General features: G+C 35.4%; 15 protein-coding genes. 6 read left to right on the top strand and 9 right to left on the bottom strand.

Annotation, left to right across the window (positions count from 1 at the left end; translation table 11 throughout):
- Nucleotides 1-12: 12 nt before the first annotated feature.
- Nucleotides 13-468, bottom strand: a complete 456-nt coding sequence (locus tag F1003_RS06850; protein ID WP_155088462.1) for a GAF domain-containing protein — start codon at nucleotides 466-468, stop codon at nucleotides 13-15.
- A gap of 94 nt (nucleotides 469-562) precedes the next feature.
- On the opposite strand from F1003_RS06850, the gene xrtF reads away from it, so the two are divergent.
- The 5 genes from xrtF to F1003_RS06875 all read left to right on the top strand — a co-directional run bounded on the left by xrtF (nucleotide 563) and on the right by F1003_RS06875 (nucleotide 4,819).
- Nucleotides 563-1,114 (top strand): exosortase family protein XrtF, encoded by a 552-nt coding sequence (gene xrtF, locus F1003_RS06855; protein WP_155088463.1) that lies wholly within the window; start codon nucleotides 563-565, stop codon nucleotides 1,112-1,114.
- The gene (locus F1003_RS06860; RefSeq protein WP_155088464.1) at nucleotides 1,107-1,535 is read left to right on the top strand and encodes an exosortase F system-associated membrane protein; all 429 of its coding nucleotides are present in this window, start codon (nucleotides 1,107-1,109) and stop codon (nucleotides 1,533-1,535) included. Before xrtF ends, F1003_RS06860 begins: the two co-directional genes overlap by 8 nt.
- 49 nt (nucleotides 1,536-1,584) lie before the next feature.
- Entirely contained in the window at nucleotides 1,585-1,998 is a 414-nt protein-coding gene (locus F1003_RS06865; protein WP_368732357.1) for an HYC_CC_PP family protein, read from the top strand.
- Nucleotides 1,999-2,083: 85 nt separating this feature from the next.
- Nucleotides 2,084-4,321 (top strand): TonB-dependent receptor, encoded by a 2,238-nt coding sequence (locus F1003_RS06870; protein WP_155088465.1) that lies wholly within the window; start codon nucleotides 2,084-2,086, stop codon nucleotides 4,319-4,321.
- A 123-nt stretch (nucleotides 4,322-4,444) separates the two neighbouring features.
- The gene (locus F1003_RS06875; protein ID WP_155088466.1) at nucleotides 4,445-4,819 is read left to right on the top strand and encodes a heavy-metal-associated domain-containing protein; all 375 of its coding nucleotides are present in this window, start codon (nucleotides 4,445-4,447) and stop codon (nucleotides 4,817-4,819) included.
- 31 nt (nucleotides 4,820-4,850) lie between these two features.
- Here F1003_RS06875 and F1003_RS06880 read toward each other — a convergent pair whose 3' ends face one another.
- A complete protein-coding gene (locus tag F1003_RS06880; protein ID WP_155088467.1) occupies nucleotides 4,851-5,489 on the bottom strand; it encodes a DUF6090 family protein in 639 nt (212 codons plus the stop codon).
- Nucleotides 5,490-5,750: 261 nt separating this feature from the next.
- On the opposite strand from F1003_RS06880, the gene F1003_RS06885 reads away from it, so the two are divergent.
- The gene (locus F1003_RS06885; RefSeq protein ID WP_155088468.1) at nucleotides 5,751-9,674 is read left to right on the top strand and encodes a LamG domain-containing protein; all 3,924 of its coding nucleotides are present in this window, start codon (nucleotides 5,751-5,753) and stop codon (nucleotides 9,672-9,674) included.
- A gap of 481 nt (nucleotides 9,675-10,155) precedes the next feature.
- Here the strand turns inward: F1003_RS06885 and groL are convergent, their stop codons facing one another.
- The 7 genes from groL to F1003_RS06920 all read right to left on the bottom strand — a co-directional run bounded on the left by groL (nucleotide 10,156) and on the right by F1003_RS06920 (nucleotide 16,405).
- Nucleotides 10,156-11,787, bottom strand: coding sequence for a chaperonin GroEL (gene groL / locus F1003_RS06890; protein WP_155088469.1), 1,632 nt, complete (start codon nucleotides 11,785-11,787; stop codon nucleotides 10,156-10,158).
- Between the two features lie 108 nt (nucleotides 11,788-11,895).
- Nucleotides 11,896-12,171, bottom strand: a complete 276-nt coding sequence (locus F1003_RS06895; RefSeq protein ID WP_155088470.1) for a co-chaperone GroES — start codon at nucleotides 12,169-12,171, stop codon at nucleotides 11,896-11,898.
- Nucleotides 12,172-12,345: 174 nt separating this feature from the next.
- Nucleotides 12,346-12,690 (bottom strand): preprotein translocase subunit SecG, encoded by a 345-nt coding sequence (gene secG / locus F1003_RS06900; RefSeq protein WP_155088471.1) that lies wholly within the window; start codon nucleotides 12,688-12,690, stop codon nucleotides 12,346-12,348.
- A 1-nt stretch (nucleotide 12,691) separates the two neighbouring features.
- Entirely contained in the window at nucleotides 12,692-13,615 is a 924-nt protein-coding gene (locus F1003_RS06905; protein WP_155088472.1) for a DUF8458 domain-containing protein, read from the bottom strand.
- Nucleotides 13,616-13,618: 3 nt separating this feature from the next.
- Nucleotides 13,619-14,119: an LptE family protein gene (locus F1003_RS06910; protein ID WP_155088473.1), complete on the bottom strand. Its 501-nt coding sequence runs from the start codon at nucleotides 14,117-14,119 to the stop codon at nucleotides 13,619-13,621.
- A gap of 82 nt (nucleotides 14,120-14,201) precedes the next feature.
- Nucleotides 14,202-15,467, bottom strand: coding sequence for a sigma-54 interaction domain-containing protein (locus F1003_RS06915; RefSeq protein WP_155088474.1), 1,266 nt, complete (start codon nucleotides 15,465-15,467; stop codon nucleotides 14,202-14,204).
- Nucleotides 15,468-15,469: 2 nt separating this feature from the next.
- On the bottom strand, nucleotides 15,470-16,405 hold the full coding sequence (locus tag F1003_RS06920) for a hypothetical protein (RefSeq protein ID WP_155088475.1): 936 nt from the start codon (nucleotides 16,403-16,405) through the stop codon (nucleotides 15,470-15,472).
- Between the last annotated feature and the right edge of the window lie 14 nt (nucleotides 16,406-16,419).

Raw genomic sequence — 16,419 nt, forward strand, 5'->3', positions numbered from 1 at the left:
TTGAGAGGAATTTTAAATGATCTTTGCAACTTCCTTACAAACAAATTCCAAAAACCGTTCATCTGCTTCCGTGAAAGGATCTGGAGTATTTGAATCTATATCTATTTGACCAACATTTTCACCATTGACAAAAATTGGTATAACGATTTCTGCCTTTACGGTTATACTGCAGGCAATGTAATTATCTTGGGCAGACACATCTGGTACTACAAAATTCTGATTGCTTACAGCTACTTGTCCGCAAATGCCTTTTCCAAATGGAATTATAGTGTGATCCGTCGGTTCACCAACGTAAGGCCCTAGTTTTAATTCGTGCTTATCACCATTTTTAAAATAAAAGCCAACCCAGTTGTAGTATTCTATGTTGGCTTCAAGGACTTCGCATATGTTGAGTAGGCGTTCGTCAACACTCAAATTATTTTGAGTGGCGATTTTTTTTATTTCAGGTTTTAAGGCTTCAAATGGCATTAGTAAAAAAACTTTTGGTAAAAGTATTTAAAACCTTCAATTTTGAAATAGGGTTTTCATAAATTTAACAGCAAACTAACATTATCTTTTTCAGCTGAGAGAACTTTTAGTAAAATATAAATTGGTTATCCGTTTCATAGTCACGTTTTTAGCGGTCTATGGAGTGCTTAGTATTGGTTATCATTTGTATTTGAGCTTTTCAAGCGGTTCTAAGTTTTATCCTGACTATATGACTAATTTAGTGGCAAGACAAACTAACACATTGCTCAATAGTATTGGTTATGATACCAATATTCTGCCGCATCCTCATGAGCCTTCAATGAAAGTTATTATAAACGGAAAATTTGTAGCCAGAGTCATTGAAGGTTGCAATGCTGTAAGTATTATTATTTTGTTTTTATCGTTTGTAGTTGCCTTTGCGGGTAAGTTTAAAACCACTTTTTTATATTGTTTTGCAGGAAGTATTGTTATCTATGCATTTAATTTAATTCGTATTGTGATACTATCTGCAGGTCTTTATCACTATCCATGGAGGCGTGAGATTTTACACAATGTTATTTTTCCTATGATTATATATGGAACCGTCTTTGTGTTATGGATGGTTTGGGTAAATCGCTTTTCTAAATCCGTAAAATCCAATGCCTAAACTAACACGTTACATCATTGCATTTTTGTTGCTTCTGGTTTTAATGGCGATTCGTGGGTTTGAGGATCAATTATTCTATGACCCTTATTTGGTGTTTTTTGAGAGTGAATATTTATATATCGACAGCCCGAGACGCGAAGTGGCAAAACTGACTTTTTTTACAAGCCTAAGATACTTTCTCAATACATTGGCTTCATTGGGAATTTTATACTTTATTTTCAATGATAAGATTATGATAAAGTTTGCTTCCTTGATATATACAGTTGCTTTTGTATTATTGATTATTCCATTTCTCTATTTCGTCATCAACCCTAAGCAAGAGGATTACTACTTGTTCTTCAATATCAGACGATTTTTAATTCAGCCTATACTGTTAATATTGCTGCTTCCAGCGTTTTACTACTATAAGTTGAAACGTTAAGAGTTCATAAATTTCTCCTTAAATCCATTCAGTTTTATACTTTTGCAGTGTGAAAATTCTACTATCACATAAGATTTTTTCTGTAGCACTATCGTTTTTGGTAATGTTTTCAACATTGTCATTGGCCATAGAGAAGCATTTTTGTGGAGATGTGTTAATCGATGTTGCCATTTTTACAGAAACTGAAAAATGTGCTATGGAAGCTTTTGAAATAGAGCAAGAAAAAATCACGAAGATATCTTGTTGTAAGGACGAAATTGATGTTTTAGATGGTGTTAACCTAATAGCCACAACCTCCTTTGAGGATTTAGACGAAATACAAAAACAACTACTCCTTTCTTATTTTAACTCTTATGTTAATCTGCTTGAAAGTTTACCAAATCTTGTAGTCCCTCATAAGGATTATTCACAACCATTACTTATCAAGGATATACAAGTCCTTGACGAAGTTTACCTTATTTGATTTTGTATAAACCTTCTTACTGAATTTCTACTGGGCTCAATTGGACGGTAGGAATAAACTTTAGTTATACATACAAATCAGGCAAATGAAAAAATTTTTAATATTATGTTTCTTGTTCTTGTCACTGATTATTTCAGGGCAAGAGCAGCTCAAAGGCATTGTTTTAGAATCGAGCTCAGGGAAAGAAAGGCCATTGCCAGGTGCCAATGTGTACTGGTTGGGCTCTTCAGTAGGTGCGATTACCAATGAAGACGGAACGTTTTCCTTACCGTATAAATTCTCATTCAATAAATTGGTGATAAGTTATGTGGGTTTTAAAACCGATACCATAACCGTTACTGAAAACAAATACATTAAGCACGTTTTACAAGCATCTGAAGAATTGGATGCCGTTACCGTAACATCACGCAAGAAAGCTACGGCCAGATCTTATCTAAAAGCTACAAATACGCTTTTTGTAAGTAGTGATGAATTGTTAAAAGCGGCTTGCTGTAACCTCTCAGAAAGTTTTGAGACCAATCCGTCTATTGATGTCAATTTTGCAGATGCAGTTTCAGGAACTAGACAGATTAAAATGTTGGGATTAAATTCTCCATACATTTTAATTACCACAGAGAATGTACCAGCAATTAGAGGTGCGTCTCAAGCCTATGGGTTAAGTTTTATTCCTGGGACTTGGGTAGAGAGTATTCAGATTACAAAAGGATCTGGAAGTGTAGTTAACGGATTCGAAAGCATTGCTGGCCAAATCAATGCAGAGCTGGTAAAACCTACAACAGACGATAAATTATTCGTGAATGCTTATGGTAGCGTCAATGGTCGATTGGAGTTGAATACGCACATTAATCAAAAGGTTTCAGATAAATGGAGTACAGGTTTATACTTGCATGGAAATTTAAGAAATCAGAAGTTCGATAAAAATGATGATTCTTTTTTAGACGTGCCATTAAAAGAGCAAATCAATGTGATGAACCGTTGGCAATATACCAATGGTGAAAAAGGAGTGGTGAGTTTTATTAATCTGCGATACCTTAATGACAATACGCAATCTGGTCAAGTGGATTTTAATCCAGATATAGATAAAGGAACCACCAATTTCTGGGGAAGCGAAATCAATACCGAGCGTATTGATGTGACAACTAAACTCGGCTATGTAAATCCTGAAATTCCCTATCAAAGTTTAGGATTTCAGACTGCTTTTAGTCACCACAAGCAAGAGTCTTACTTTGGATTCAATTTATACGATATAAAGCACAATAGTTTTTATTCTAACTTGGTGTATAATAGTATCATTTCAGATTCGCGCCATAAAGTAAAAACAGGATTGAGTTTTACCTACGATCATTATGACGAGGTAGTAAATACCGATATGTTTGAACGAACCGAGAATTCCGTCGGAGCGTTTTTTGAATATGCTTACGATAATTTAGATAAGCTTACGATGACAGCTGGTGTGCGTGTAGATCAGCACAACAGGCTTGGCTTTTTCGTAACGCCAAGATTGCATATTAGATATACACCTTGGGAGAAATCAGCATTTAGGGTATCCGTGGGAAGAGGAAAACGAAGCGCCAATATTTTTGCTGAAAACCAGAATATGTTCTCTAGTTCAAGGCAAATCAACATTTTAAATTCAGGAGGAAAAATTTATGGTCTAGACCCAGAAATTGCATGGAATTACGGATTTAGCTATTTACAGGGCTTCAATCTTTTTGAAAGAAAAGCGGATATCACTTTCGATTTTTACAGAACCGATTTTCAAAATCAGGTGGTAGTGGATTGGGAAAATCCTTTTGAAATTAATTTCTATAATCTCAAAGGTGATAGTTATGCCAATAGCTTTCAGTTAGAATTTAATTATAATGTCTTTGATAATTTTGATTTAAGGACAGCTTATAAATATTACGATGTAAAAACGGATTATAATTCTGGTAAATTACAGAAGCCTTTGACTCCAGATCACCGTTTATTCGCCAACGCATCTTATGAAACGAATGAGAAGGAGAACGGAAGCCAATGGAAATTTGACGCCACATACAATTGGTTGAGTGAACAGCGATACCCAAATACGGATTTAAGTCCTATGGAATTTCAATTACCTGATGAAACACCAACAGTTGGGACATTAAATTTACAGATTACTAAAGTGTTTTCTCCAAAATTTGAAATATATGTAGGTGGAGAAAATGTGACTAATGTTAGTCAGCCGAACCCAATTGTTAGTCCAGATAATCCGTTTGATTCAAATTTTGATAGTAATTTTGTGTATGGTCCAATTTTTGGAAGTATGTATTACGCAGGATTGCGGTATCGTATAGAATAATAAATGAAACGTCATTGCGAGAAGCGCAGCGACGAAGCAATCTTTTATATAGAAACTAAAATTAAACAGATTGCCACGTCCCGAAGCTTCGGGACTCGCAATGACAGATAAAAACAAAACAAAATGAAAAAAATAATTTTAATTTTCATATTATTAGTAACAACAGCAACTTTCGCCCAAAACAAAAATGCCAAGGCGAGTATGGAAGTCGATGGTGTCTGTATGATGTGTAAAGAACGTATAGAAAAAGCAGCCATTAGAACCAAAGGTGTAAAATCAGCGGTTTGGAATGTAGATACGCACGAGCTAAAACTCATTTACGATGAGCGTAAAACCGATTTAAAGACCATTTCTAAAAAGATAGCTGAAGTTGGGCATGACACTAAAGAGATTAAGGCGACAGACGAAGCTTACAACTCAGTACACCCATGTTGCAAGTATCGCGATAAGGATGTGGTAAAAGACCACGAAGGAGAAAAGAAGAAAAACGATAATTAATATTTAAGCCTGAATGTAAGTTCAGGCTTTTTTATTTTAAAATAGTTAAAATACTATCACAGCTTTTAACACCACGTTCTGAAGCTATTATTTTTAAACGAAGCGCTCCATTGATACTTTGTAAGATGTTTTTAAATAATTTTTCATTGCTATATGGAAATTTACCTTGCCGCATAGCGTCAAAATCAGAGTTATTAATAATGTATTCACCCAAATATTCTTTGTGAATAATATCTAACCGTTCATAATCTTTCAGTATAATTTTATAATTGGAATAGTGCGACTCTATAGCCGCTTTTAAATCAAAATCATCAATAAGTTTAAAATCCCCAGAATTTATCATGGTTTGATAAGTAACATCTTTTGGGAAAAAATCGGTTGATGAAAAAACAGGATATAACTTATTCATTGAAGCCATTTTTTGCGGATTATCGGTATTTATTAGAGGCAATACCTCATTAAGCGATTGCATTTTTTCACCAATGACTTCAATATTGGATTGAAGATTCTTTTTATCAACCTCTATATCACTTTTTATATTTTCTAAATATTGCTGTTTTAAGGCATTGTCCTTTTTTTCATCGGCACATTTATTCATAGTAAATGCTAACGAGATACCAATAATTACTATGAGTATTTCCCCTAGAGCATAAGTAAGTTTCTTTTTCATTTTAAAAAGGTTGATTAGTTAAAGCTAAGGAATAAAAAGCATTTAAAGCTTTATAGACTGAACAACAAGTTAAATATGTAATATAAAGACTACAAAACGTACGAAAAAACATATAAATAATTACCATACGTCTAAAATATACGTATTTAAGTGACTAGTTTAAGAATGATTGACTACTTTTTATCTACCCTTAGTTAATGACGATTATATAACTAACTGTGTTAACTACCCAATATCAATACAGTTTATAAAAATTGTCGAATGAAGCAAAACCTACTTATTACAATGAGTTTAGTCTCATTGTTATCGTTTAACATGTATTCCCAAAACCCAGGGAATGTTCCTCTAGGTTTACAAATGTGGCTTAAAGCTGATGAAGGAGTCTCTTTATCCGGTACCAATGTAAATTCTTGGACGGATCAGTCCCTTAATAATATTACGGGATCTTCAGATGGTTCTACAGATGCTCAGTATACTGCTGATGGTATCAACTTTAATCCCGTTATTACTTTCAACGGTGATAATTTCTATAATTATGGTACACCTGCCTTGTTGAATATTAACCCATCGTTACAAACCTTATCAATTATTGCAGTAGTTACTTCAGACCAAACTAATGGTGGAACTGTGATATCCAAAGGAGACAACGCTACAAGAAATTTTCAATTATGGTTTGATGATACAGATAGAGTTGCAAATTATACCCTTGGTAAAAGTGTTATTGACGGAGGAAGGAAATCTGGAACATTTCATGTTAAGAATGAACCAAAAATCAATACAGGAGTGGTTTCCATTCTTCCTAATCCATTATTACGTTTAACATCTTATGTTAATGGAGTAGTAGATGCAATTGATGTTAATGACGGAACAGGTTCTGGTACAGTAGCAACAACAGATGTTTTGGTAGGAGCAAGACGCGATACAGGAAATACAGGATCAGATGAAGAATTTCATGGTGATATTGCAGAAGTTATAGTTTACAATAGGGATTTAACCATGCTCGAAATACAGCAGATAGAATCTTATTTGGCAATTAAATATGGTATTACACTAGGAGCAAATGACGAGCTGTGGGATTCTGCAACAAGTACAAGTTCTTCTATAGCATATTCTGGCACAAGCAGTAATTATTATAGTTCGGCTGGTACCATAATATGGAATGGACCATCAAATGCTGGTTATGGTTACAATGTTATAGGTCTTGGTAGAGACAACTCATCTGGGTTATTGCAAATTAAATCAACATCGTCTAGTGTGGTAACTTCAGATATTGTTACTATAGAAGGTGAGGTAGGCAGCTTTATAAATAACAACAGCTTTTTAATAGTTGGTCATAATGGTGCACCTGCTACCTTAACTTCAACTGGGACACCAGACAGAACAACGTCCATGTTCAATAGAATGTGGAAGGTTAGTGAAGCCGTTTCAGAAACAGGGTTAATGAAGTTGGAATTTGATTTATCAACGACATCAATTTCAGATGGCACTGCTTCAAATCTAGATTTGTATGTGGCTGATGATACAAGTTTAAACAATTATAAAAATTACCCAGGTACGTATGATTCTTCTACAAAAATTTTGACCTATAACCTCATCGATTTAGAAGATGGTCAATTCTTTACACTAGCTGAACCTAACGTGCTTTCTGGCTCATTTTCTTTGCTTTTTGATGGTGTTGATGATGTTATTGAAACAGGTTTAGACCTTAGTGGGTTGCCAGAGGTTACAATTATGTGTTGGGTAAAACGAACAAACGACACCGAGTTACTTCAAACAGGTATAATAGGTCAGCCTGGTATTTTTGGTTTATCTGTTTTGGGCGATGATCTTACTGTAGATTTTGCTGGTAATATAGTTGGAGGTCTTAATCTTACACAAACAGGTATTGGGAATACTTCTCAAACTTGGCATCATATAGCAGCAACTTTTAAAGATGGAAATGTAAAGATGTATTTTGATGGTGAACTTGTAGATTCAGTTGTTAATGTATTAGGTAATACGGTCTTAGGGTTAACTTCGGCAGCTACATTTAATATTGGAGGTAATGTTACCTCAATTTTAGGAGGAGATAATTTTGAAGGTGAAATAGATGAAGTAAGAGTGTTTTCTATAGCTTTAGAAGATGAGCAGATTCAGCAAATGGTTTATCAAGAAATAGAAGATCAGTCTGGTAATGTTTCTGGAAGTGTTATCCCTAAGGCTATAAAAGATCATGCTACGGATAATACAGTAGATTGGTCATCTTTATCCTTGTATTACACCTTAAATGTTGTTCGTGGCAATTGTATTGTGGATGGATCAGATAATTTTCTTAATGGATCTCTTATGAATATTGCTACAGGTTCTCTTCTAGCCCAAGGTGCACCTATGCCATATACAACAACCAGTGATGGGCTGTGGACAGATGCCTCTACATGGGAAAATGGTAGTCAATGGGATATTACCGATCTGCCAAATAAAGATTGGGCTATTGTTCATATTAAGGATAATGTGAGCACAACAGCATCACACAAACACTTAGGTTTAATTGTTGATGCCAATAAAACTTTGACTATAAATGGCACTAATGAATTAAACAACACATGGTATTTAGAATTAAATGGTACTATTGACCTTAAGGAAGATTCGCAACTAGTACAGACAGACATTAGCGATCTTGCAGTAACTAGTGCAGGTAAAATTTTAAGAAGACAAGAAGGGCTCTCTAGTATGTATAGATACAATTATTGGAGTTCTCCTGTTGGAATTCAAAATACAACATCAAATAACAATGACTATAATATGTCGATGTTAGAAGATGCCGCAGGTAGCATTCAATTTGTGAGTACTTACGATGTTCCAGTGACATCTCCAGCTACTTTAAGTACCTATTGGATGTATACCTATATTAATGGCTTAACCTATTACGACTGGCAGGCCATAACACCATCTACAAATATTCCTGTTGGTACAGGTTACACGCAAAAAGGACCAGATGTTGCTGGTACGGAACATCAGTATATTTTTTCAGGTAAACCTAATAATGGTGAGATATTGATTAGCGTCACGGATACGGGAGGAGTTGGTTCTGTCCCAGATGTTTCTAAAACCGATTATCTATTAGGTAATCCTTACCCTTCTGCAATAGATGCGCACCAATTCATAGACGACAATGCAGGCGTTACTAATGGTGTAATTTATTTATGGGAGCAATGGTCTGGTGATAGTCATATTTTAAATGAGTATGAAGGTGGTTACGCTCTACTCAACAAAGCTGCTAAGGTTAGAGCATACCAATTTGAAGGTATATCTGGTGACGATAATGGTTCTCAAGATGGTACAAAAACACCAACGAGATTTATTCCTGTGGGACAAGGTTTTATGACCGAAATTATAGCGGATGGAACTATAGAGTTTAATAATGACCAAAGAATATTTAAGCAAGAAAGTTTAGGTGAATCCGTATTTTTTAGACAAAATAATCCAAGTGCGGAAAATACAACTGGTACTGAAGAAGAAGACGTAATGCAACTCATTAAACTAGAGTTCATAGTTAGTAATGGTGTATCACGAGAGCTGGCTTTAGCTTTTAGTGATCTTACAACTGATGATTATGATTATGGATATGACGCTAAGCTAGATGAACTAAATCCTAATGATTTAACAACTGAAATGAATGGAGAAAAGTACCTTATTCAATCATTTTCTTCAATAATGCCAACTAAGGAAATAGACTTAGTTTTAAGCAGTGATGGCATTGAAAGCTATACTATAAATATGATAGAAACAGAGTATATTGATGATGATGTCGATATTTATTTGTTTGATGCCTATCAGAACGTTTATATTGATTTAAGAAACGCTAACTATGATTTCACATCAGAAATTTCAGGTGAAGTAGCTGATCGTTTTAAGATTGTATTTTCACAAGGTGATACTTTGTCTGTAAATGAAATTAATAGCGAAAATATTAGTTTGTACTTAGACTATAACACCAATAAATTGCACGTTAAAGGGTTGAATCAAAGTGTTCTGGAAGTTGGTGTTACAAATATGTTGGGTCAAAAAGTACAGACCTACAGAAACATTAGCCAAGATAAGATTGAGAATGGTTTAAAACTTCAAGACTTAAATTCTGGATTTTATCTCATTGATTTAAAACTTGAATCTGCCAACACATTCTCAAAGAAAGTCGTAATGAGATAAAACAAAACCTTAATTTTTGATGTGTTGTTCTGGGTACTATTTCAACGATTTTATGGAAGTAAAATATATTTAATTTTTTAGTTAAATTATTCACAATGAAAGTATCACGGATTCGCATTATATCTACCTTTAATATGTTCTTTTAAAAACAATAAAGTTATGGGACAAACTCAGTCTAAAGGTAAGCCTTCTGCGCCTAAACAAGCGCCTAAGAAGACTCCACAGGCTTCTCCAAAGAAGAAGTAATTTGTGGTAGGTTTATTTCGTATAAACCTTTTATTCAAGTAAGAAAAGATTAAAAAAACCACCTCTAAAAAAGGTGGTTTTATATTGTGTTAAAAGCATAGATGTACTAAAATACAAGACCTCACAGGTTTTTAAAACCTGTGAGGTCTATAAAACAAAAGCCCTCGATTTTCATCAAGGGCTTTTAAATTTATAACTGACCTAAGTCAATAAATTATCTGTGGCGATTCGCCGCCTACATCATTCCTGGCATTCCGCCTCCACCCATTGGTGGCATAGCAGGCGCATCTTCTTTGATGTCCACTAAAGCACACTCAGTTGTTAGAATCATACCAGCCACAGAAGCGGCATTTTCTAATGCGATACGAGTTACTTTCTTAGGATCAATGATACCAGCTTTAAGCATATCAACATATTCTTCAGACTTGGCATCGTAACCAAAATCTTTTTTACCTTCCATCACTTTGTTGATGACTACAGAACCTTCACCGCCAGCATTTTCTACAATTGTACGTAGTGGAGCCTCAATAGCTTTATTCACGATTTGAACACCAGTAGTTTCGTCTAAGTTCTCAGTAGATAACTTCTCTAAAACCTTCTTAGCGCGAACAAACGCCACGCCGCCACCAGCAACAATACCTTCTTCTACGGCAGCTCTGGTTGCGTGTAATGCATCATCAACACGGTCTTTCTTTTCTTTCATTTCAACTTCAGAAGCCGCACCAACATATAGTACAGCAACTCCACCAGCTAATTTAGCCAAACGCTCTTGTAGCTTTTCCTTATCATAGTCAGACGTTGTGGTTTCAATCTGAGCTTTTATTTGGTTAACACGCGCTTTGATGTCAGCAGCTTTACCTTCACCGTTTACAATAGTTGTGTTGTCTTTGTCAATAGTTACGGTTTCTGCTGTACCTAACATAGACAAGTCTGCATTTTCAAGAGAGAAGCCTCTTTCTTCAGAAATTACAACACCACCTGTAAGAATAGCAATATCTTCTAACATCGCTTTACGTCTGTCGCCAAAACCTGGTGCTTTTACAGCAGCGATTTTCAATCCACCACGTAATTTGTTCACAACCAATGTTGCTAAAGCCTGCCCTTCTACATCTTCTGCGATAATTAATAATGGACGACCAGATTGAGCTACTGGCTCTAATATTGGAAGGATTTCCTGTAAGTTAGAAATTTTCTTGTCGAATAATAAGATATATGGATTCTCTAAATCTGCAACCATCTTGTCAGAATCCGTTACGAAGTAAGGAGATAAATAACCTCTGTCAAACTGCATACCTTCAACCACATCTACATAAGTATCCAATCCTTTGGCTTCTTCAACAGTGATAACACCTTCTTTACCAACTTTTCCGAAAGCTTTTGCGATAAGTTCACCAATGGTATCATCGTTGTTTGCAGAAATTGCTGCAACTTGTTTAATCTTATCAGAATCGTTACCTACTTTTTTAGACTGCTTGTCTAATTCATTTACAATAGCTTCAACAGCTTTGTCAATGCCACGTTTTAAGTCCATTGGATTGGCACCAGCTGCAACGTTCTTAAGGCCTTCTTTTACGATTGCCTGAGCTAATACGGTTGCGGTAGTTGTACCATCACCAGCTAAATCATTGGTTTTAGAAGCCACTTCCTTAACCATCTGTGCTCCCATATTCTCTAGTTCGTCCTCTAGCTCAATTTCTTTTGCTACAGACACACCATCTTTAGTAACTTGTGGTGCTCCAAAGGATTTACCAATAATTACGTTACGACCTTTAGGCCCTAAGGTTACTTTTACTGCGTTTGCTAATGCGTCGACACCACGTTTTATGCCGTCGCGTGCTTCAATATCGAATTTTATATCTTTTGCCATCGTTAAAAATTTAATTTTAGCGTTCCCTTGAAAACGGGAATCTGTTTTTATTTAGTTTGATAATTTTGTTTGGATTAATGAGATTCCTGCCTACGCAGGAATGACAATTTAGATAATTGCCAAAATATCGCTCTCGCGCATCATTAAATAATCTTTACCTTCTAGTTTAAGCTCAGTGCCTCCATACTTTCCATAAAGTACAGTGTCACCTACTTTTACAGTTAAAGGTTCGTCTTTTTTTCCGTTGCCAACAGCAACAACAGTTCCCTTTTGCGGTTTTTCTTTTGCATTATCTGGAATAATAATACCAGAAGCTGTTTTGGTTTCAGCTTCCATAGGTTCTACTAGAACTCGGTCTGCTAAAGGTTTAATGTTTAAAGCCATTTTTTAAATATGTTTTAGTTGTTTAATTAAAATTTACGCTAAAGCGTATTTCGAAAATTGTGCCAAGGCAATGAGACTGACAAAGTTTCAGATTTAGTCTTTAAATAGATAGAAATAAAAAAAGCCAACTGTAACAGTTGGCTTTAAACTTTTATATAACAGAAAATTATTTTCCTATTGTATAGTATCATTTAAATTTACAGCATCTTCTGTTGAGGCTGGTAATGAAGACGGTGTTTCAACGGCTTCGTCTGCATCCAATGCTGTAGATTCTGCACTACCACCTATATCCAATGTTAAATTTGAAGCCAAAATCAATAGAATAAGTACAGTGGCTAAAAACCAAGTACTCTTATCTAAGAAATCACCTGTTTTCTTCACACCTCCTAATTGTTGTGTACCTCCGCCACCAAATGAAGATGATAAACCACCACCTTTTGGGTTTTGAACCATAATCACTGCTACTAATAGAAATGCTACTATTACGATAAGGATTAAAAATATTGTAAATGGACTCATTTTATATTGTATTATCTTTTAATTCTTCTACCAATTTTATTTGGTCTGCAAAGAAACTACTTTTTTCTGGATATTTCAAACTTAAAATTTTATAAGATTGAATGGCTTTATCATAGTTTTTTTGCTCTAGGTAAATCCGTGCCAAGGTTTCAGTCATTAAGCTATCTGAAACGTCTGCTTCATTGTTTACCAACTTAGGTTTTGGTGCATTACTGGCAACCGGTTTTATCTTAGGATTTTCATTGATGAACTTGTCTATGATAGCCAGTTTTTCTTCTAATGGTGTAGTGCTTTTGCTTTCAGAATTGCTATTGTCGTTATCTTTTGTTTCTTCCCTTACAATAGGTTTAAAGCTTGTAATTTTTAACCATTCTGCAAACGAGTGACTTTCTTTTTTGTCAAACTCAAGAGGCTTTCCTATGTTAAGTTTTTTCTCTGGCGCAATATTATCTACATCTATGGAAATGACAGAGTCTTCAATGTTTTGGATTTCGGTTTTTGGTATAGGATTACTTTTAGCTTTAAATAAGTTAGGGTCTAGTACACCTTCAGTAGCCTTGATATGCTCTTTTAAGGCGTCATCGATCATTACGCTTTTGTCAACAGAAATATCATCAACTTCACTAACCTCCATGGACTTAATGTTTTCAGAATTTTGTTTGATTTGATTTGAAATCTCATTCTGATTAAATACGTCTGACGTAATATAATCAAACAAAACACTGCGATCCGCTGTATGAGCAGCCGTAATCTTTAATGCGTTATTGTATTTATAGCTTTCTTTCTGTTTTAGACCTTTAAGATGTAAAGCTCGTAAGGGTTGAAAGTATGGGTACTCATTAATTGTTGAGGAAAGCATATCAGCTTGATAGCCAGTTATGGCTTCAGGATGTTGTAAAAGATATGTGAGTTCTTGAAGCTGCATAGTTTACCAATCTGCTAAAGTAGCATTAATTATATCTTGTGTCAAACGCTCAAAAATAACCTCGAAGGCTTCATCTTTTAATCCGCCAACTAATTGTTCGTTAGCGCCATAGTCATAGAAAAATGAAAAACGCTGTTCCATATCTTTTTCGGAATCTTGGGTATTAAAATAACGAACATTTACGCTAATAGTCAGTCGGTTTTGTGCTGCCGTATTCTGAGCAGTAGCAGTCATCGGTGCGATTCTATACTCAATAATTTCACCTTCGTAAATAACTTCACCTCCAGAATTGACCAATTGAGCACTTGTTTGGTTTTGGATGATATCTTGAAGCGCATTTGTAAATTGAATATCTAATCCAGGTTCAACCAAGTCTGCATTATTCTGAAAGAAGTTGACCTGAAACGTTTCTGGTGTTTCTGTAAGTCCGGTAAAAGAGTATATGCCACAATTTGTTAATGTGATAGCTACTAGAAGTAAGATACTGCCCTTTATTAATTTCATTTAAATGCTTTTAATGGTTTAAGGTGTTTGCTGAAAACGCAATAGAAACCTTAAATATTTCTACAATCTTCATAATTAATTCTTAAAGATCGTATTGCTTAATCTTTCTGTACAGTGTTCGTTCACTAATGCCTAATTCTGCTGCGGCCAATTTACGCTTTCCATTGTGGCGCTCCAATGATTTTTTGATGAGTTCTAATTCCTTGTCTTGTAGAGATAAGGTTTCTTCTTCTTCAATTTCCTCAGCGAAATGATATTTGTCTTCCACTTGTTCAGGTTCATCTTCCTTTGCCTGGACATGTTCAGGTATTGTAAGAACCTCTAGGTCTTCTACAGCATTTTCAAACTCCTCATCTTTATCGTCTCCGTAAATCTTTTCAATAAGATGCTCGTTTTCTTTTTGCACATCTGAGTTGCTGCCATTCTTCATCAACTCCATGGTGAGCTTTTTAAGATCGTTAAGATCACTCTTCATATCAAACAGAACCTTGTACAAAATCTCGCGTTCGCTGCTAAAGTCACTTTCGGACTTAGAATTGTTCACAACTGCAGGTAAATTACTGCCAGTATTTGGTAGATAATGTTGGAGGGTAGTTGCGTTTATGGTGCGATTGTGTTCTAAAACAGAGACCTGTTCTGCTACATTACGTAGTTGACGTATGTTTCCATTCCAGCGGTATTTTAAAAGTAAAGCAATAGCATCATCGGTCAGCTTTACCGTTGGCATTTTATATTTTAATGCAAAATCACTGGCAAATTTTCTGAACAATAAATGTATGTCTTCTTTTCTATCTCTCAGAGGAGGTAAATTGATTTCAATAGTGCTGAGACGATAATAAAGGTCTTCTCTAAACCTTTCTTTTTTTATAGCTTCAAACATATTGACGTTGGTCGCAGCGACAATTCTAACATTGGTTTTTTGGACTTTACTTGAGCCGACTTTTATGAATTCTCCATTCTCGAGTACACGAAGCAAACGAACCTGAGTAGTCAATGGTAACTCGCCAACTTCATCCAAAAATATGGTACCACCATCGGCAACTTCAAAATAACCAGAACGGGTTTGGGTGGCACCTGTAAAAGCGCCTTTTTCGTGACCAAAAAGCTCACTGTCAATAGTGCCCTCTGGTATGGCTCCACAATTCACAGCAATGTATTTGCCGTGTTTGCGATGCGAAAGCTGATGAATAATCTTTGGTACACTCTCTTTACCGACACCACTCTCACCTGTGACCAGTACCGAAATATCGGTTGGCGCAACTTGTATGGCTTTTTCTATGGCACGGTTGAGTTTAGGGTCGTTTCCTATAATACCGAAGCGTTGTTTTATGGCTTGTACGGATTCCATGTTTAATTGACGTAAGTAAATCTTTCGTTAATTTCTACCATAAGATCTTCTCCAAAATCATAAACGATATCGCGGCTTGTAATTCTACCTGAGGTGTTATACTCCAAATCGAATGTAAAAGTTTCTCCACTGAAGGTAGCACCATTCCAATTGTTAGATGAGTGGAACTGAGCAACTAAAGGACCAATCTCATCTGAATAATCATCGGTAAGAAAGTTCAATAAATAGTTGTCGTTATAAACTACTTGCAGCGGATTGGTATTATCATCAAAATCGTATGAATTATTACTATCAAATTCTCCAGAAGCAGTACTGGTGTTTATGTTGCCAGTACCTGTATATGTTAAAGATTCCGTCTGTATTAAAAACGTGCCATCAAAGGATTCTTTTTTTATAACACGACCGAAACCATCTAATGTAAAAACCGTTGAAATACTTGAGCCTACTTCTGTTCTCGTAATGGCATTGCCATCGTAAGTGAAATTATAAACGTAATCATCAAAGTCATCTTCATAATAATCATAAGTGATTTGTGATACCGAACCATCAGAGTAGGAGATAATATACTCATTAGTAGTTTGGCCCTCAGAATTTACAGAAATATTGCTGGTAATTTGACCAGAAGCATTTCGAGTAAAACTTTGGTTTTCAGTTTCAGACGGAGAGCCCTCAACAGATACGCTAGTTGTAGACGATACTATTTTGTCATTGGAGATATTTATGTCTGAATTGGTTACGGTTTGAATTGACAACCCGAGGAAATTAACACTCAAATCTGTATCTAATTCATAAAGTGAAAGCGTTAAATCACTGCTTTCGCTTCCGTCATCTCCACCATCGTCACTACCGTCTTGCCCTGTTAATCCTGAATCAAGAGGTTCGTTTTCACAAGCTGTAACTAGAGATAAGGTCAATAATAGTAATAGTAATTTTTTCATTAAATGATTGGTTT

It is taken from the genome of Winogradskyella ouciana (assembly GCF_009709615.1).
GTDB lineage: Bacteria > Bacteroidota > Bacteroidia > Flavobacteriales > Flavobacteriaceae > Winogradskyella > Winogradskyella ouciana.

Excerpts from the sequence above, each read along its gene's own strand:
- F1003_RS06850 (WP_155088462.1), bottom strand. The coding sequence starts at position 468 with ATGCCATTTGAAGCCTTAAAACCTGAAATAAAAAAAATCGCCACTCAA.
- F1003_RS06860 (WP_155088464.1), top strand. The coding sequence starts at position 1,107 with ATGCCTAAACTAACACGTTACATCATTGCATTTTTGTTGCTTCTGGTT.
- F1003_RS06870 (WP_155088465.1), top strand. The coding sequence starts at position 2,084 with ATGAAAAAATTTTTAATATTATGTTTCTTGTTCTTGTCACTGATTATT.
- F1003_RS06875 (WP_155088466.1), top strand. The coding sequence starts at position 4,445 with ATGAAAAAAATAATTTTAATTTTCATATTATTAGTAACAACAGCAACT.
- F1003_RS06880 (WP_155088467.1), bottom strand. The coding sequence starts at position 5,489 with ATGAAAAAGAAACTTACTTATGCTCTAGGGGAAATACTCATAGTAATT.
- F1003_RS06885 (WP_155088468.1), top strand. The coding sequence starts at position 5,751 with ATGAAGCAAAACCTACTTATTACAATGAGTTTAGTCTCATTGTTATCG.
- groL (WP_155088469.1), bottom strand. The coding sequence starts at position 11,787 with ATGGCAAAAGATATAAAATTCGATATTGAAGCACGCGACGGCATAAAA.
- F1003_RS06895 (WP_155088470.1), bottom strand. The coding sequence starts at position 12,171 with ATGGCTTTAAACATTAAACCTTTAGCAGACCGAGTTCTAGTAGAACCT.
- secG (WP_155088471.1), bottom strand. The coding sequence starts at position 12,690 with ATGAGTCCATTTACAATATTTTTAATCCTTATCGTAATAGTAGCATTT.
- F1003_RS06905 (WP_155088472.1), bottom strand. The coding sequence starts at position 13,615 with ATGCAGCTTCAAGAACTCACATATCTTTTACAACATCCTGAAGCCATA.
- F1003_RS06910 (WP_155088473.1), bottom strand. The coding sequence starts at position 14,119 with ATGAAATTAATAAAGGGCAGTATCTTACTTCTAGTAGCTATCACATTA.
- F1003_RS06915 (WP_155088474.1), bottom strand. The coding sequence starts at position 15,467 with ATGGAATCCGTACAAGCCATAAAACAACGCTTCGGTATTATAGGAAAC.
- F1003_RS06920 (WP_155088475.1), bottom strand. The coding sequence starts at position 16,405 with ATGAAAAAATTACTATTACTATTATTGACCTTATCTCTAGTTACAGCT.